The organism is Corynebacterium sp. (assembly GCF_030826625.1).
In the GTDB taxonomy this organism is placed as follows: Bacteria; Actinomycetota; Actinomycetes; order Mycobacteriales; family Mycobacteriaceae; genus Corynebacterium.
Window position 1 is genome coordinate 68,627 of sequence record NZ_JAPJNQ010000001.1, and the last position, 17,751, is coordinate 86,377.

At 61.4% G+C, this 17,751-nt stretch carries 10 protein-coding genes; 3 read left to right on the forward strand and 7 right to left on the reverse strand.

The genetic code is table 11. The annotated features are described in order from the left end of the window. The first annotated feature begins 2 nt into the window (after positions 1–2). Positions 3–998 carry a hypothetical protein gene (locus RCH87_RS00315; RefSeq protein WP_306514756.1) on the forward strand — a complete coding sequence of 332 codons (996 nt, stop codon included), beginning with the start codon at positions 3–5 and terminating at the stop codon, positions 996–998. 52 nt (positions 999–1,050) lie between these two features. Here the strand turns inward: RCH87_RS00315 and RCH87_RS00320 are convergent, their stop codons facing one another. Both RCH87_RS00320 and RCH87_RS00325 read right to left on the reverse strand, forming a co-directional pair. Next, on the reverse strand, positions 1,051–1,887 hold the full coding sequence (locus tag RCH87_RS00320) for a DUF2993 domain-containing protein (RefSeq protein WP_306514757.1): 837 nt from the start codon (positions 1,885–1,887) through the stop codon (positions 1,051–1,053). Between the two features lie 88 nt (positions 1,888–1,975). After that, positions 1,976–2,467, reverse strand: coding sequence for a DUF2505 domain-containing protein (locus RCH87_RS00325; RefSeq protein ID WP_306514758.1), 492 nt, complete (start codon positions 2,465–2,467; stop codon positions 1,976–1,978). 26 nt (positions 2,468–2,493) lie between these two features. On the opposite strand from RCH87_RS00325, the gene RCH87_RS00330 reads away from it, so the two are divergent. Beyond that, positions 2,494–3,708 (forward strand): UDP-N-acetylmuramate dehydrogenase, encoded by a 1,215-nt coding sequence (locus tag RCH87_RS00330; RefSeq protein ID WP_306514759.1) that lies wholly within the window; start codon positions 2,494–2,496, stop codon positions 3,706–3,708. Positions 3,709–3,760: 52 nt separating this feature from the next. Here the strand turns inward: RCH87_RS00330 and RCH87_RS00335 are convergent, their stop codons facing one another. Both RCH87_RS00335 and RCH87_RS00340 read right to left on the reverse strand, forming a co-directional pair. Further along, a complete protein-coding gene (locus RCH87_RS00335; protein ID WP_306514760.1) occupies positions 3,761–4,267 on the reverse strand; it encodes a hypothetical protein in 507 nt (168 codons plus the stop codon). Between the two features lie 72 nt (positions 4,268–4,339). Further along, positions 4,340–5,587, reverse strand: coding sequence for an alpha/beta hydrolase family protein (locus RCH87_RS00340; RefSeq protein WP_306514761.1), 1,248 nt, complete (start codon positions 5,585–5,587; stop codon positions 4,340–4,342). Positions 5,588–5,769: 182 nt separating this feature from the next. Between RCH87_RS00340 and RCH87_RS00345 the strand changes: the two genes are divergently transcribed. Further along, a complete protein-coding gene (locus RCH87_RS00345) occupies positions 5,770–6,228 on the forward strand; it encodes a hypothetical protein (protein ID WP_306514762.1) in 459 nt (152 codons plus the stop codon). A gap of 1 nt (position 6,229) precedes the next feature. Here RCH87_RS00345 and RCH87_RS00350 read toward each other — a convergent pair whose 3' ends face one another. From RCH87_RS00350 to RCH87_RS00360, 3 genes are all read right to left on the reverse strand, one after another. After that, a complete protein-coding gene (locus RCH87_RS00350) occupies positions 6,230–7,195 on the reverse strand; it encodes a polysaccharide deacetylase family protein (protein ID WP_306514763.1) in 966 nt (321 codons plus the stop codon). A 281-nt stretch (positions 7,196–7,476) separates the two neighbouring features. Beyond that, positions 7,477–16,719, reverse strand: coding sequence for a polyketide synthase (locus RCH87_RS00355; protein WP_306514764.1), 9,243 nt, complete (start codon positions 16,717–16,719; stop codon positions 7,477–7,479). Between the two features lie 175 nt (positions 16,720–16,894). Beyond that, positions 16,895–17,734 (reverse strand): ABC transporter ATP-binding protein, encoded by an 840-nt coding sequence (locus RCH87_RS00360; protein WP_018121153.1) that lies wholly within the window; start codon positions 17,732–17,734, stop codon positions 16,895–16,897. Positions 17,735–17,751 lie beyond the last annotated feature (17 nt).

Genomic DNA, 17,751 nt, shown 5'->3' on the forward strand with positions numbered 1-17,751 from the left:
TGATGGAAACGAACTGGTTGCATAATTTTCTGGCGTGGGATTTACGAGCCCCGCAGATTGGTGTGACGGAAGTAAAAACCAAGGTTGCTGAGGCAATCGAAGCTGGAATTGTCGCGGTTGTGGTGAGCCCGCATCATGTATCGGTGGCAGCGCGCGCTGCTGGGGATGCTCAAGCAGTTTGGCAGTCTAACGCTACAGCCAGTGGCTCCGGGGATGTTAATGCTGCTGCCGGTGGCTCCGGGGATGTTGCGGCTTTGGACGATGACAGCGAAGAAACCCCGTTGAGCATTATCGCTGCCGTTGGCTTTCCGACGGGGCGCCATCACATCTTGGTGAAAGCCTCTGAGGCACGGTTGGCGATCTCGCAAGGAGCGCACCGAATCTGGGCGAGCCTCGATTCCAGTAACACTGATCAGAACGCGGTGCTGAGTGAATTGATTAGTTTGCGAGAAGCAGTCCCGTACCCGGCACAACTCGGGGTGATCGTTGCTCATAATGCTACAGAAGTTGCTCACAACGCCACAGAAATAGCACGAGCCTGTGAGCTTGCGAAGGTAGATCAACTCGTGGTGGTGCCACCTGAAAACCACCCATCTCGTTTGTTGCCGACTCCGGGGCGGGTGAATCCTGATGCTCGCCAGGAAGCTAGTTCTGAGCTTGTTGCAGGCCATGAAACCGGAGAAGTTTCGGCAACTAGTTCCATGCTGCATCTTGCACAGAAACTGCCCGATCACACACCTGTCGTTCTCGATGCAGGAGCAGGAAAGCCCGCTGATTGGCAGGAGGGTGCCAGCGCCGACGGAACCGGAACCGGCAGGGCCAGCGCCGACGGAACCGGAAGCAGCACCAAGCAAGCTGCAGAGCACACAACACCGGATACAGACAGCCTCCCTGAATGGTTGGTGGCAGAATCCGCGGATCTTGCAGGCAACAGAAGAGCCCTAGCGCAAGCAAAAACCGCCAAGAATATCTTGGCGGTCATCCCAGCGCCACACTAGCGTCCCATCGCAGCCTAGCGTCAAAAATACCTGGACGAGTAGGGAAGCTAGTCTAGCTTTGTCGGGTTGGCGTATTACCTTGAGGCGTTGAGTTTAACTCTTTACTCATCTGCGCGGGGTTTACATTGTTGCCTTCCATGGTGATCAGCAAACCGTCTTCGCTGAATTCGATCGCAGTGATATCCAGCTGGCCGCCTGTGGCCCCACGCAGATTTTCGTTCAAAGATTTTGCGATGCCATCGGCAGCGCCGTCGGGAAGCGTGAAGCCTAGTAGTTTTGCTTCGGAAGCTTCGAAAGCGACGTTGCCGGCTTCGTCGACATGGGGGCGCAACGAGAGATTAGCCGCGCCGGACAAGAATTTGATGCTGATGGTTTCAGCAGCCTTATCCGTGGTGATGTCCGAAACCACCAGCTCGCCCCAAAAGCCCGCGCCACCGAGTTGTTCGCGCAGCCCTTCTTGGATGGTGTGGGTGAGATAATCGTCGGGAAGCTCCGAACGGGTACGCAAAAATTCCGCCTCGCCGGATTTGAGAGTCATGGACTCCATGTGCACGTGCGAGGCGGGCATACCCTTGTATGAGCCCTCGGCATCCTGCTGCAACGTCGACGGGGTATCAATATTGACCTCGTTGAGCTTGCCACTGACCAGGCCGAACAACACCGGACTGGAACCGAAAGAAACCTCGGGGTCTTCGGTCATCTCGATGCCCTGCTCCTCGATATCTTCGCGGAAACTAGAGCGCAGCTGCTGACCAATGAAAAAACGCGCGGCAAATTCCGCCAGCAACACCAGGACCAACACCGCAACCAAGACGGCGACGATAACTTTCCAGGCGGTTGCGGCAGATGATTTTGCTTTGGAGCTAGTTGGCTGAGAGCTAGTTGGCATAGCCATAGTCTAGCGTGCGTTCTACTCTCAGATAAGCCGGAACCTGGTGGCTTCTGAGAGCCGCACGCAGTTGAGAGCCGCACGCAGCTTAGAGGTTCTCGCTAATCCACTTCTCGGTGAGCTCGCCCTCGTTGCTGAACAGCTCGTCCAAGGCCTCGCCGACCTTAGGCTCGATGGCTGCGCCCATCATCGGGATGTTGACGGAAACATCGTTGGTATAGCTCAGGGTCGTGGTCTCGCCCTGGCCTTCCAGCTTGATTGTGCCCTTAAAGTCGACCGGGGTGCCCTTGACATCAGCGGTGTAGGAAAGCTCGGCCTTGTCGCCAGCCAGCTCGCCGACCTTGACGGTGCGCTTGACCTTCAGTGACTGCGAAACCATCGCGCGCACAGCCTCCGGCAAAATCGTGACTGGCAGCAGCTCGAACAAGGTGGCCTCGTTGTTTGCGAACTGGTTGAGCTCACCTGGTTCTGGGGAGAGGTTTTCGGCGATGTATGCCCAGTACTTCTCGTTAGTCAGTGCCTGGTGCACTTTTTCGGCGGATTGGTTAATCGTTACTGTGTTTTCGCTACGGGTAGACATGCCCTACAGACTACCCTGTGAAAGTGATGAATGATTTTAAGACGCAAGCAAACAAGGCCCTAGAAAATCCGGAATTGCGCGCGCTTGTCGACGATGGCTCGCTCACCCACGTCGATGGCGTCGAGTTTGCGGAACTCACGACGTTCCACCTGGGTGGTGCGCCGCAGGCTGCGGTGCGCGTTAGCACCAGCGAGGCCGCCGCTGCGGTGGTGCGCGCCCTGGATACCGCTGGGGTGGAGCTGCTGATTGTGGGTGGCGGTTCCAATTTGCTGGTCACTGATGCTCCGCTAGATCTCGTTGCCGTGATCATGGACGACGATCACTTGCAGATCGAGCCTTCCACCGGCCTGCTGCGCGCAGGCGCCGGCGCGGTGTGGGATGAGGTAGTCGCCGCCAGCATCGACGCTGGCCTGGGTGGTCTGGAGTGTTTGTCGGGGATTCCAGGCTCGGCCGGTGCAACCCCGGTGCAAAACGTCGGCGCTTATGGCGCGGAGATCGCAGATGTGCTCACCCGCGTGCAGCTGCTGGATCGTGCCACCGGCACCGTCGAATGGGTGCCTGCCGACGCGCTCGATTTGGCGTATCGCTATTCGAATTTGAAGTTCACCTCGCGTGGGGTGGTGCTCGCGGTGGAGTTTCAGCTGCACACTGATGGTCTCTCGGCGTCGCTGCGTTTCGGCCAGTTGGCGGGTGAGCCTGGCCAGCGCCGCGATCCGGCTAGCGTGCGCGAGGAGGTGCTGGGCCTGCGTCGTTCCAAGGGCATGGTGCACGATCCGGTGGATCATGACACCTGGTCGGCGGGTTCGTTTTTCACTAACCCGGTGGTGCCAGAATCGCTTGCCGACGAGATCACCCAGGTGGTCGCCGCTGAGCTGGGTGCCGACGAGGCTGCGGGCATGCCGCGCTTCCCGGTGGAGGTAGGCAGCATGGCCACTGGGAGTTCTGCCACTGGGGGTTCCGGTGCCGCAGGGGCTTGCGGTGGGGAAGCTACCGGCGAAGCCGAAGCACTGGTGAAACTGTCGGCAGCGTGGTTGATTGAGCGGGCAGGTTTTGCAAAAGGCTACCCGGGCGAACAAGCGCCGGCGCGCTTGTCTACGAAGCACACGCTGGCACTCACTAACCGCGGAAGTGCCCGTGCAGACGACGTCGTCAAGCTAGCCCGCGAAGTCCGCGCCGGGGTATATGAGAAATTTGGGGTAGAACTAGAGCCCGAGCCGCTGTGGATCGGGTTGGAAATCTAGCTGCGAGACGCGCACGGCGCAGGGTAGGGCTGTACTTTAGCGCGGGTGCGGCTTAGCGCGGCACATCGATGGTGATGGTCTCGCCGCCGTAACCGTGTTCTTGGTCGTGGCCTTCGACGGTGATCTTGGCGACGCCCTCGGGGATGACGAAAGGGCCGCGCGAGCGGGTAAAAGGCTGCTCGTTGGCGTGATCGTGAGCGAGTTCGTGTTCGGCTAGCACGTTGCCGTCTTCGTCGAGCACGCGCCAGCCGTCGGCGTAGCGATCTGGAGAATCGTACGGCGAGGAGACGGTGACGGCGATGTCGTATTCGCCGCCGTCGGGGCCGGAGAGCTCGGCAGATAGGATGTCGGGGTATTTCTGGTCGGCTGCGTCCGAAGCGGCATCTTTTGCATCGTCGGCCGCGCTGCCTGCGGCGTTAGTAGCGGATTCAACTGCGCGCGAGGCCTGCTCGGTAGCGTTATCTGCCACCTCGTCGGCGGTCTCCTGCGCGTTGGAACACGCGGCCAGGGTGAGCGCGGACGTGGCGACCAGGGCGGTAAAAGTGCGCGAAAGTTTCATATCGCCCCAGTATATCGGCTTGCTAGACCGTCCTAGATCGCCCGGGAGTGCACTAGACCGCCCGGGAATGCCCTATTTATAGGTGTATTTGCCTTTCGTGACGCTGGCCCAGGCGACCGGAAGCTGCTGCTTGTAATACGGCCAGTCGTGGATGCCGGTTGGCGCAAAGTCGAATTCAATGCCCTCGTGCATCAGACCTTTTTCTTGCAGCGAACGTTGCAGTTCCGCGGTGCACTGGTTGGTGAGTTTTTCCAGCGTGATGTTGCCGAAAAACGTCGGTACGCCTTCGCTGCGGGCCAGATCAATATCGTGCTGGGTGGCGTGGCCATTGGCGGAATAGATATACACCGGCATCTGGGCGATGCCTTTGGGGTCAGCAATCACGTCATTACGCAGGCGCTCTGGAGTGGTGCCGGTGCCCCACATCAGATCTGGGTTTCCACCCATGACGCGGGAGCCCAAGTTGAAATAGGCGCGGCCCGCGGTGCTTGTCGACGAATAACAACCCGAGACCGAGAAAGTGCCGGAATACAGGTGCGGGTACAGGTTGGCTAAGCGGATGGCCGCTGATCCGCCCATGGACAGCCCACCGATATAACGCTCGCCGTTGAAGGCGATGCCGCTTTGCTGCTCCATCACGCCGGGCAGTTCTTGGGTCAGGAAGGTCTCCCATTTCGCGCGGCCCAGGTATGGGTCGGTCTCGTTCCAGTCGGTGTAGTTGGTGCCACCGGCCTCGACCGGCATGACGGTGGTGACGTGCTCATTCGCCATGGTGCCTTGCACATCGCCTTTGCGTAGCCAGCCGGATTGGCGTGGCGCTGACACACCGTCGAGAAGATACAGCATTGGTGCTGCCGTTTTGCGATTCTTTGGGTATTGCACCTGGACTTGCACGACGCGACGCATAGCCGGGGATTCTACGTAGAGGCGCTCGACGTCGAAACGCTCGTCCGGTTCGCGGTGAACCAGGCGTGGCTCGGCGAAATCCCGCTCGTTTTCGATCGGGTACGGCGTCGGTGAGCCCCAGAGATTCCACATCGGTAGCTGGTGCCAAGGGGTGTGGTTCTGGAAGAACTGGAGGGCGTCGAGCACGTGGCCTTGCACCGCGGGGTCTTTCGACCAGTCGGCCATTGGTTCGGAAGATACGTCGAAGGCGATGCGCGAGCTGGTCTCGCTGGAGAATTGTTGGGCCTGCGCCTGTGGGGCGGTCGAAGATGAGACAGTGGCGACAACCGGCAGGCTGAGCGTGGCGGTTAACGCTAGGGCACTAGCGCGGCGGAAAAGTGTGCGGCGAGGCGACAGTTTACGGCGAGGCGACATAGGTGGGCTCCAGGAGGATCAGTCGAGTGAGTGTTTTCGCGGCGGCGTGGCGTGCTTACCGACGAGTTCTGGAGACATCTTAAATGGGGTCGCCGAGAAATGTAGAATCCCAAAAGCTTTCGCGAATTATTTGGGTACCCTGGGTTTACGTGACACTCTAATCCCTGAAGGCGGAATTCCTTATGGCGAATCAACAATCTCGTCTACATTCACAAGTTTTTGGATACAACGCTGCTCGCTGGGTGGTGGTCGCAGTGATAGTAGCGATCACCATCTGGTTCCTGCTCGTGATGAGTTGGATGGCGTTTCCCATGGTCATCGTGACGGCAATCGTCGTGTTGTTTCACATCGACACTCAGTTAGACCAGAAGCAGCAGACGCTAAAAATCAAAGTCCTGTGGGTCCCTCTAAAAACCTGCAACTTTGCAGATATCAAGGAAGCTGCTATTCCACAGGATCCTTTGCCATTGGAACGTAATACCTTCGGCGTGCACTTCGTCGGAGGTGCATTGTCCATGCACGCGGGCGCGGCAAACTTGGCGCTGGAGATGACAGATGGCAAAACCTACCGCGTGACGGTGGACCGACCACAGCAGTTTGTGCAGCGGTTGAATAACGCGGCCCTGAATAACGCAGCTTAACCTAGCGGGTGCCGTAGACCCGTCCAGGTTCTGGGGCGCCGTGCAGGCGGTCCAAAGTGACTGGTTCGAGGCCTTTGGCGCGCAGCCCGTCGATGATGCAGGTGGTCGCATCCGCCGTGGTGTTGTGGATATCGTGCAGCAGTACCACCTCGCCGCCGTCGGCTTGGTTGACCGAACGCTCGCAGACGGTCTGAGCATTGCGATCGCGCCAGTCGAAGACGATGACATCCCACAGCGCGAGCCCCATCCCGTGCGCACGCGCTGCCTGCACGACGTGATCATTGTGCGCGCCGTACGGTGGGCGCAACCAGCGCGGGGTCGTTCCCGTTACAGATTGCACAGCCCGGGTGTTCTGCGCGATCTCGGCATTGACCCGTGCTGGGCTGCTCAGTGCGAAGTTCACGTGCGTCGTACCGTGATTGCCGATGGTGTGGCCCGAGTTGACGATGCGACGTGCCGTATCAGGCAGAGCGTGCACCATCGGGGTTTGCACGAAAAACGTTGCTTTTGTTTGCTTCGCGTCGAGAGTGTCCAGAATCCGGTTGGTGGGCGGTTGCGGGCCATCGTCAAAGGTGAGGGCAACGCAGTTCGAGCAATCACCATTCGGGGCGACTGGTGCTGGTGGTTGATAACCAGGCTGCATGTTCGGTGGAGTCGGCTTGCTGCGCGGTTGTGGAGTAGACGATAGCTGTTGAACCTCTTTGGGCAGCGTTGCGTAAAACGCGCGGTAGGCCTCATCGGTGGAGTTGTGGAAAAACTCCAGGATCTGCGAGCCCAGCTGGAAATGATCCCAGCGCGGCACAAGAGAGCTGGCGGGGAGGGCAGGTGCGGAAGAAGCAAGATTTACCACGGCGCCAGAGCGCGCCGAATCGCTGGAACCCGCAGGGTTAGCATGTGCCTGGAGCGGGGACGAAAACAAGCTCGCAATGATGGTGAACGAGCCGAAAATTGCGGCAAGTTTTTTCACGTCTGAAGCCTTTCCAGAAATGATTTTTCCAAAGTAAATGGGGCGAAAAGTTAGCCACCTGACTGTAGCGAGTGACAGAAGTGAAAACAGTATATCCCTGTTGCAGTAAGGCGGGGTGTAGGTGGTACCGCGATGGTCGGCCTTTCGGGTATGAAAAAACCGGGCCCGAGGGCCCGGTTGGAGCATGCCAGAGCACACCGCCCAGCTTCTGCACGCAGCCAAGCTAGTCTAGGCAGCTGGTGCACGCAGACTAGACAACCACTGCGTGCAATCTAGTCAGACTACCCAGCGGCACCAGGCAGCGGGTAGGTGCCGTCGACGCCGAGGCGGGCGTCGTCGTCAAGCAACAACGCAATCTCGGCCTCCTTCGAACTCTGCTCCGGCAAACGACGGCCTTCGATCACGCTGAACAGCGCGCGGCGGCCAATCATGCCAGCCTCGCGGTGCGCGGCACCAGCGGCCAGACGAGCATTGGCCTGCTCGCGCCAAGCACCAGCAGCGTCCTCACCGAACTGCGCAGCCACCGCAGCCTCGAAGACACCAGGGTGGCCATAGACCACCACGGCACCAACGTGACCGAAGCCGAGCGATGTCAGCACGGCGGCTTTCACCGGACGCCCTGCGTCGGCAAGCGCAACACCTTCACGCAGCCACACCAGGTTCTTCGCCTTCGGCTCGATCAGCGGATCCACGCAATCCAGCGCCGCATTGTGCGGCACGCGGCCGGTGCGGAAGACGTCGATCAAACCGCCGGTCTGGAACAGCGCGGCACCAGCCTTCGAGTGGCCCGTCAGCGACTTCTGCGAAATCACAAACAATGGGGCATCGGCATCGCGGCCGACGGCAGGCCACAGCATGGAGTGCAACTCGGACTCGTTCGGGTCGTTGGCGTTGGTGGAAGTATCGTGCTTGGACAACACGGTCACGTCGTTCGGGTGCAAGCCCAGACCACGCAGCGACTTTGCCAGGCGCGAGTTTTCACGTCCCCGGCCAGCGCCCAACGCACCCAGGCCCGGGGCAGGGATCGAGGTGTGCGCACCATCGGCATAGGACGCCGCGTGTGCAACCACCGCATAGACCGGCAAGCCTAGCTCACGGGCCAAGGAACCGCGCACCAGCAGGACGGTTCCGCCACCTTCGGCCTCCAAGAAGCCACCACGGCGACGGTCGTTCGCCCGGGAGATAAAGCGCTCGTCGATGCCCTGGTCGGTCATCTTCTTCGTTTCCGCGGTCGCGTTCATGTCACCGAAGCCGGCCAGCGATTCCACCTGCACGTCGTCGATACCACCGGCAACTACCACATCGGCCTTGCCCAGCTTGATCTTGTCGCAACCTTCCTCGATGGAAACCGCCGAGGTCGCGCACGCACCGATCGGGTGAATCATCGAACCGTAGCCGCCGACCAGCGACTGCATGGTGTGCGCAGCGATCACGTTCGGCAGAGCTTCCTGCAGGATGTCCGACGGACGCTCCTCGTCCAAGAAGCGCGCGACGAAGACCTTGTGCAGCGATTCCATGCCACCAATACCGGTGCCCTGGGTGGAAGCAATATTGCCTGGGTGGATCGATTGCAGCAGCTCCGCTGGGCTGAACCCGGCGCTGATGAAGGCGTCGACGGCGGTGACCAGGTTCCACACGGCCATGCGATCGAGCGCATCGACCATGTGCTCCGGAATACCCCAGCGTGTTGGGTCGAAGTTATCTGGCATCTGGCCCGCCACCGTGCGCGTCAGCGTTGCCTTGCGCGGCACCTTCGCGGTGGCACCCTGCAGGCGGGTGACTTGCCATTCACCGTCGGCTTCGGCCACGCGGGTAAAGGCTGGGTCAGCAGCTTCGATATCGCGGGCCTGGGCCTCGGATGGCACGGTGAAGCTGATGTCGCGGTCCAAGAAGACCGTCGCCAAGTCGATCGAACCCTGATCCTGCAGGTGGTATTTATCCGACAGGGTGCGCACACCGGCGCGGGCGACGACCTCATCGCGGAAGCGTGCGTAAATCTCTTCTTCGGCGATAGCCGTGCCATCGGCGTCGTACCAGCCTGGGGTTGGGTCTTCAGCCCAGTTGACCAGTCCCGTCATCCAGGCCAATTCCAGAACACCGGCGGCGGTCAGCTCCACGGAGCCATCGCGCTGGATGCCGTATTCCGCCTCGAAACGGGTGCGGCCCGAACCCCAGGACGAGACTTCACCGACACCCGCGATGACGATCATGTCATCCAGATCTGTGGTGATCTCACCGGTTTCGACGCGTTCCGGCTGTGCAGGGACCTCGATATTCGGCAGGGCAGTGATGGTGGCCGGGGCGGCAGGGGCGTTGGCTGCAGCTTCGGCGGCGGCCGCTGCGGCTTGTTCCGCATTCGCCGCTGCCTGGGCAGTCAGCTCGGCCATGTTCAACGTGTCACCCAAACCACCGGTGAGATCCAGGTGCAGTGGGGCGCTGGCAGCCTGGGTGCGGGAATCGGCAGAGGCCAAGCTCATCAACTCGTGGGAAATCTCATCCGGATTCCACACTCGAATACCTGCGGCTTCCACGGCCGGAACCAGTCCGTCGTTGCCAGCCATCAGGTGCGTACCGGCCACCCAGCCGATCAGAACCTGGGCCAGGGTGACACCGTCGGACCAGCCAGCCTCAACCTTCCACTTGTTCATAATCGCATCCAGCGCGGCCTTGACCTCGCCATAAGCGCCGTCGCCACCGAAGACACCACGGTTCGGCGAACCAGGAAGCACCACGTGGCAGCGCTTGTCGACGCCAGCCTGCGCCAAACCAGCCAATCCTGCGATGGTGCGCTCGACGGACCACAACAGCAAACGTGTTTGGTTTTCTGCCTGCGGGCCGGCGTCGGCCAGCGATCCCGTCACTGGTGGGGCGGCGAATGGGAAGGCCAGGGTTGGGATCAGAGCTGGCTTGAGCAGCTTGACCTCGTTGCCGACGGATTCCACCTGCTCGGTGCCGATCCAGTCGATGACCGCATCGACATCGCGGTAGGACGACAAGTTCGCTGGTACCAGCCACAGCGCAGCACCCGGAATGGCGTGCTCGGCATACAGCTTGCGGGCAAACTCCTTACGCGCTTGGCTCACACGCGAAGCAGTCATGATGACGGTCGCGCCGCCTTCCAGCAGGCGCGCGATCAGCGCAGTGGCAATCGAGCCGGGCGCAGCACCGGTGACCAGCGCAATATCCTCGGCATAGGTGCCTTCCAGCTCAGATTCTGCCAGCTTGGCGACGGTCTCCAGCTCACCCTGCCCACCATTGGCTGCCCACCAGCGGGCCTGCTTGGCGACGGTGGTGCCGGTGCCGCGGAAACGCTCGATGTCGATATCTGCCTGGCCCAGGGCGTAGCGCGCGAGATCTTCGCGGGCGCTGGCCCAGCGGTCGTCGAAAAGCACGGCCTTGCGCGAATCAAAGACCGGGGTGACGGTCTTGACCCAGCCGGTGCCGAGCTCGGCCTCGACGGTTTCGAACAGCGTGTTATCGCTTTCCGGGGTTTCCGGTGCGGGCTCGGACAAGCCCAGCTGCGCCAGTACGGTGCGCGCGGCGGTGGCCAACACGCCGTTTTCGCCGGTGACCTGCTCGGCGAATTCGTTGAGCGCGGCAGAATCGACCACGGAACCGCCCGCAGCGCCGGCACCACCGGAAGACTGCGAGACCGTGACCCCGTGGCGGGCAGCGACCTGCTGGACGGCGGCGTCGACCAGCTCGTTGACCTCTGCCTTGGAGCTAGCGGTGGTCGGGATCGTCGACAGCGAACCGCCGCGGACCGAATCTTCTTCACGCGATCCCAGCAGGATCTCGGCTTCGATGTGGGCGATCCAGGATTGCGGCAGCGACCAGGTGCCGGTCACGCGCTCGCCGACGACAGCTGGCTTGGCACCGGCGGCACCGGTGAGCTGGCGCAGGCGGGCACTGACGGCCTCGCTGAGCACCGAACCAAACGGACTGTAGCCTGGGGCGGCGGTGGCGACGCGGCCACGCAAGGTAGCGACATCCGCCTCGGCGGCGCCATCGATGGCAGGAACGCCCAGCTCAGCGGACATGTCCATGAGTAGCTGGTTGCGCCGCGAGGACACACCGTTGGTGAGTTCTTCGACGGTATCGGAATCGTTGATCTGATCCAGGCGGATCTTGTTGGAAAACGCGAACAGCGTCATGATGGCCTCGGCTGCGGTGAAGCTGAGCTCGCCGGCTGGGGCGCCGGCTCCAGTGTCGCCACCGGCAGCGGCTGCTGGGGCGGCGGCGCTTGCTGGGCCTGCACTGTCAGGACCCGCTTCCGCCAACGGTGCCGGGTTTTCCGTCGGACGTGCAGCCTCGGCGCCGACCTCCGGGCTCTGGCTGGCTTGGTCGGCAGCAGCAGAGCTGGAGGCAGCAGAGTTGGAAGCACCGGCACCGTCAGCACCGTCAGCACCAGCCGCTTCGTCGTCGGCTGGCTCCTCTGTTGGAGCCTCGGTGACGTCGGCAAGCATGACCACATCCTGGTCGCGCTCGACGTTGTACACCGGCAAACTCACCCCAGCCACGGCCAGGGAACGCTGCGCCAGGTTGGTTAACGTCGGCGAGCTAGCCAGGCCGACCTCGATGATCTGCTCCACGCGGCCGAACAGGAGCTCCTGGGTTTCGATCCAGCGCACCGGCGAAGCGAACTGCCAGGACAACAACTCGATCAGCAACAGGCGGGCCAGCTTCTGTGGCTCCATCGTGGCGGCGTCGATACCGTCCAGGCGGCCAGACGGGGCCAAAGCCGCGGTGGCGTCCACGAAATCTTGGGTGAGCGCAAACGGGCGCGCTACCAGGTTCGGTACGTAGCGTCCGACCAGGGCATCTAGATCCAACGTCTCCGGCAGCAACTCGTCGAGCTTCTCGGCAAAGGCCGGTACACCATCGCGCAGCACGCGGGAGTGGAATGGCACATCGATGCCCGGGACAGTCACGAAGGCACGCGGGGCAATGGCTGTGGCGCGCTTGGCCAATTCCGCCAGGCCAACCTTGGTGCCAGCGATGGAATACTGCTGGCCGGAGATGTTGTAGTTGACGATCTCTAAGAACTCGCCGGTTTCCTGCGCCACCTGGGCCACATAATCCTGCACCTCGTCGGCACTGACACCGATCATATTCGGGCGCAGCGCACCCATGCCGTAATTGGAATTGCCGTGCTCGTCGCGCTCGACCAACGTGCCCATCGCGGAACCACGCGAGTAGACGATGTCGATGACAGCTTCCAAATCGAAGATATTCGCCAGCGAAGCCAAGGCGGTGTATTCACCCAGCGAGTGCCCGGCATACATGGCGCCAGTAGCCAGCGCATTGTTTTCGCGCAAACGCTCAGTTTGGCCATAGGCCACGACGGCGAGTGCGACCTGCGTGAATTGCGTCAGGTGCAAAACGCCCTGCGGGTGGCGGAACGTGGTGCCGCGCACCTTCAGCTCCGTCGGGTTGTCGTCGATGATCTGGCGGATAGAGAAACCATGCTGGGTGCGGGTGTGGTGATCCGCACGACGCCAGGCCTCACGCGCAGCTGGCGAGGCATTGCGATCGCCGCGGCCCATACCCTCTGCCTGCACACCCTGGCCCGGGTACACGTAGGCGGTAGCCGGTTGCGCCAACAGCGCCTGGCCGACGGAGACGACCTCGCCGTCGATGCGGCAGGTGACTTCCAATGCCGTGTGGATACCAGCGCGGCCCACACGCTCGGCGGTGATTTCCACCTTGTCACCGAGCTGGACCATCCCGAACATGGAATACGTCCAGCTGGTGACCGTGCCGTGAGTATTAGCCAGGTGCTGGGCGGTGGCGGAGAGCCACATGCCGTGCACCAGGGCGTCGTCAAGATTAACCAGGCGAGCGGCGTTGGTGGAGGTGTGGATCGGGTTGTAATCGCCCGAGACCAGCGCGAACGGGGTCATATCCTGCGGCGCCGTGACGGTCGCGCGGTTCACAAATGAGCGCGGGGTGGACTCGACTTCGCGGGCTAGCGCGGCACCGCCCCACTCTGGGGCAGGCGCCGGAACGCTGGCACCGGTGGCGCGGCCGCGGATGGCGAAGCGCTGCATCTGGGTAGCCACCAACTCGCCGGATTCGTGATCGCGCAATTCCAGTTCCACGGTGACGATGCGCCCCGCGTTGGATTCGTCGATCGCCGAGCACCAAGACTTCACATCGATGCGGCGCGCATTGCTCTCGCCCTTGCTGCCACGAGCAAGTTCGTGGAGTGGAACCCGCAGGTCAATGACGTGGTTCAGGTGCACGGCATTCAGCAAGCCCTCGATAACGGGGTAGTCCGTGCCAGCAGGCTCACCGTGTTCTTCGCCGATGCGGCCAGAGCCCAGTGCGGTATAAATCGCTGGCCACGCAGGGCCCACCAGCACATCCGGGGTGCCCGGGGCGGTGGTGAGTTTGTCGCCCAAACCAGCGCCAGTAACTGCGGTGTGCGCCTGCAGCAGGGTGGTAGGCAGAGTAAAGGAATCTTCGGCATAACCGAACGGGTACTGCTCGCCGACCGAGCCTTCCACGATGGTCGGCAAAGCAGTGATCTCATCGCCGGATTCGGAGATCGAACCCACCCCGGCCAAGCCCGCCAACAGGTCAAAGACGGCACCTGGCAGGCGATCGTGGTCGACGACTGGGCTAGCACCAGTGGCGACGGCGTCGGAAAGATCGACGGGGATGGACACCGACTTCACATAAAACGGGCGCTGCTCTTCTGGCAGATCATCCCAGTAGGAGTCGGTGTTGATGCGAATGGAATACTGCGGGGCGGCCTCGGTGCCGTCGTTGACGATGTCGAAGGCCTCGGCCGGCAGCTCCACGGCAGGGTTAGCGATGGTGTGCCCATGCCACTCCAGGCTTGGGGCCTGGCGCAAGAATTCCTCTGCGGTTTTCGCATTACCCAGGCGTGAGTACTGCTCGGTTGGCTCGACGCCAGCCTGCTGCAAGGCCTCGGTGGTGCCGGTTTCGAACCGGGCCAGCAACTCGGCGACGGGCTCGTCGACCTTGGTAATGCCCGCAACCGAGACCGGCCCCGGGATGATGCGCACGGCGTCGGCGTCGTAACGATCCTCCTGCGCCTGCCACAGGGTGTCCTTGGAGAACCACTTCTTCAGATCCCCATCGATGGCGGTGGTCCACGGCATTGGCTTGTTGTGCTTGTGGTTCAGCGAGACAAACCAGGCAGCATCGCGGGCCGCGACGGTGGTGGTGGCAGCCTGCGGGAAAGCGTCGAGCAGCGTGCGCAGGTTGGCTGGGGCGTCGGCGACGGAATCCAGGTCCGGGAAGAGGGTGTCGATCTCGCCATGATCGGACGGGTGCAGACGAGCCTCGATGCGGTGCAACAGATCAAACCAGCGATCCTGCCAGGTTGGGTCCATGAACGGGAAGGCCAGGTTAACGAAGCGCTCCAGCCACTGCTGGTAGGTCATGGTCTCGACGTCACCGAAATACGGCTTGGAGGTCTTGGCCAGCGCGGTGATGATCTCGTCGCGGTGATCCTGATACTCAGCCGGATCCAGCGAGGTGATCAGCCGGGCGGCAGCGGCGAAGGAGTTATCGATTTCGTGGAGATCCGCCAGCAAGTGCGACTGCCCGGAAGCCACACCACCGTTGGCGCTACCGCGGCCGACCCAACCGCCATTGGTATCCGGGCTGATACCCGGGGTGTCAACGAGCAGCTGTTTGACCTGCGGGGAAGTGGTGGCTTCTTTGGTGGCCATGGCGACCGTGCCGACGAATACGCCATCGACCGGCATGCGCGGCAGAGAATACTTCTGCGACCACGTACCAGTCAGGTATTCCGCAGCACGTTCCGCCGAGTAAATGCCACCGCCGACGGTGATGGTGACGTTATCGCGCTCGCGGGCAGCGGCGTAGGTGTCGATGAGCATCTCATCCAGATCCAGCCAAGAGTGGTGGCCGCCGGCGTGGCCGTCCTCGATCTGCAGAATCAACTGGTGCTCCGGGTTGGCGTCTGCAATGGCCAGGATGTCGCGGATCTGCTTGGTGGTGCCCGGTTTGAAGGAAATATATGGGAAACCGTCGGCGCGCAGCTGCGCGAGCAGTTCGGTGGCTTCGTCGGCTTCCGGTACACCAGCCGAAATGGTGACACCAGTAATCGGTGCGCCGTTCGCGCGGGCCTTCGGGACGATGCGCGTCTGGCCAAACTGCAAGTTCCACATGAAGCGATCGAAGAACATGGTGTTAAAGGCGACGGTGCGTCCAGGCTGCAGCTGGCGGATCAGCGAATTCTTCAGCTCAGTGAACAGCTCTTCGGAATACATTCCGCCGCCGGCCATCTCCGTCCAGAAACCGGCATTGGCAGCAGCGGCCACGATGGTTGGGTCGACGGTGGTTGGCGTCATGCCGCCGAGCATGATCGGGGACAAACCGGTCAGTGCAGAGAACTTCGTTTGCGTGTACGTCTTGCCATCCGGCAATGTGACCAGGCGCGGGGCGAACTCGGACCAGTCGCGCGCAGTAGGCAATTGCGCGCCGGGGGTAGCGAGGTTATCGCGTTGCGACGGCGTCCAGGCCGGGACCACACTCAGGCCGGTGCCCGCAACCAGCGGGGTGGTGAGTTTGGCCAGGCCGTCGTCAAGAACCAATGCGTGGCTGATGTGTTGGTCGACCATCTGGGCGGTCTGCGCGGTCCAGTCGAATGGGTGGACCAGGATCTCGCGGACGACGGTGGCGATATCGGTGTCGCCGAGGTCCAGTTGGCAGGCCTTAGCCCACTCGATGGTGAGGTCTGCGGCTTCGGTGAGGCTGTCGTGGTGGAAAGGCAGCGCGACCGGTAGGTAGGTGAAGTTCGGAGTAAGTTCTGAGCCGCCGAATTCGCGGGCCTCCAGGGCGTCGTTGTAGGCGCTGGCGCGTTCTGTGACGTTGTTTTCGACCGCTGCGAGCTCGTCCGGGGTGCCCGAGACAACGAAAGCGCGGGTGCCGTTGACCACCGAGATGGCGGCCGAGCCGGTGTTGCTGAGGCACGTGTCGACGAATTCGCGCGGCAGGTCGCGGATGAGCAGCATGTGCGAGCGGGAATCGGTGGAGCCGTGGGCGACGCTTGCTGCTGTGCCCATCAGGATGGCCAGGGCAAGAGCGTGGACTGGGTGTTTGATGGCGGCGATGCCGAGGCTGCCCTGGGAATGCCCGAAGGCAGGGGAGTCGGCGTCGAGAGTGAGGCCTAGGTCGCGCAGTTGATCAATGGCGGCCAGCTGGCTGAGTACGATGCCCGGGATGCTGACGGCTGGGAAAACGTCATTGGCGGTGTTCGCGGCCGTTTTGGAGGTGCTGGCGCCGGTGTCTTGGGAACCTGCGTGCACGAGCGCTTCCAGGCGCTCCATGGCTCCAGGGACAGTGGAAGCAATGGTGCGGGCGTAAGGGCTGACCAGGCTGCGGGCCTGGGTCAGGTAATTGTCCAGGCGGCCGACGGCGTGGTGGCTGGCAGCGGCGTTATGCAGCTGCTTTTCCCATTCCGAGGCTTGACCAGCAAAAATGATGGCGGGGGCGCGCATGGAATCAAGCGGTGTCAAAGACATGCAGTGGCATCCTTTACAGAAAATATGAGGAAACGTTCATGTTGTCTTTGGCTACCGTAGTGCATGCTAGTTATCTCACGCGGATAACTCGCGGGAAATGTGAGTAAATTCTCATGATTTTGTTTTAGAAACCACTTGTGTGGGGTGGGGCGTTGCTGAATGGGGTGGCAGGGTTTTACATGCCCGGAGGTGCAGCAGGCACGATTAGTGGAACCGTAGTGCCACGTGCTTCAGACATGACTGGGTCAGGGTTGACGTGGGCATCCAGGTTGAAGACTTCGCTGAGTAATTCAGGAGTGATGACCTGAGCAGGGCTGCCACTGGCGTGTATTGCGCCATCTTTCATCACTACGAGATGATCGGAATAACGGATCGCAAGGTTGAGATCATGAAGCACCATAACGATGGTTCGACCCAAATCATGCTTCAGGCGCGTGACCAAATTCAGAACGTCGATGGAATGCGAAAGATCCAGGTAGGTAGTGGGTTCGTCTAAAAACAACACATCGGTTTGTTGTGCAAGCACCATGCTGATCCACACTCGTTGGCGTTGGCCTCCAGATAATGCCTCTAGCGAGCGTTCAGCTAGATGTGCAGTGTTCGTGAGTTCGAGTGCGCGCAGCACCTCTTGTTCATCGGCAGCGGACCACTGGTTGATCCACGACTGGTGCGGGTGGCGTCCGCGTGCGACCAGATCCGAGACTAATAATCCCTCCGGAGCACTGGGGGTCTGAGGCAAGACACCTACAGTTTTTGCCAGGTTTTTACGCTTCATTGTGGTCGCGTCTTTACCGTCGACGGTCACCGTGCCTTGGCGAAGGGGAATGAGTCGGGAAACTGCGCGCAAGAGGGTAGATTTTCCACAACCGTTGGGGCCGATGATGGTGGTGATTTCTCCACTTGGGAAATCCACTGAAAGATCATCGATGATGATGTTATCGCCATAACCGACACAGATATTTTGCGCATTGACGCTGACACCACGGTTAGGGGGCGTAGAAATTGGATTGTTCATCGTTTTATTCTTAGTGT

Bases quoted from the DNA above. Each gene is read 5' to 3' on its own strand.
- RCH87_RS00355 (WP_306514764.1), bottom strand. From the start codon at position 16,719: ATGTCTTTGACACCGCTTGATTCCATGCGCGCCCCCGCCATCATTTTT.
- RCH87_RS00340 (WP_306514761.1), bottom strand. From the start codon at position 5,587: ATGTCGCCTCGCCGTAAACTGTCGCCTCGCCGCACACTTTTCCGCCGC.
- RCH87_RS00315 (WP_306514756.1), top strand. From the start codon at position 3: ATGGAAACGAACTGGTTGCATAATTTTCTGGCGTGGGATTTACGAGCC.
- RCH87_RS00360 (WP_018121153.1), bottom strand. From the start codon at position 17,734: ATGAACAATCCAATTTCTACGCCCCCTAACCGTGGTGTCAGCGTCAAT.
- RCH87_RS00345 (WP_306514762.1), top strand. From the start codon at position 5,770: ATGGCGAATCAACAATCTCGTCTACATTCACAAGTTTTTGGATACAAC.
- RCH87_RS00320 (WP_306514757.1), bottom strand. From the start codon at position 1,887: ATGCCAACTAGCTCTCAGCCAACTAGCTCCAAAGCAAAATCATCTGCC.
- RCH87_RS00330 (WP_306514759.1), top strand. From the start codon at position 2,494: ATGAATGATTTTAAGACGCAAGCAAACAAGGCCCTAGAAAATCCGGAA.
- RCH87_RS00335 (WP_306514760.1), bottom strand. From the start codon at position 4,267: ATGAAACTTTCGCGCACTTTTACCGCCCTGGTCGCCACGTCCGCGCTC.
- RCH87_RS00325 (WP_306514758.1), bottom strand. From the start codon at position 2,467: ATGTCTACCCGTAGCGAAAACACAGTAACGATTAACCAATCCGCCGAA.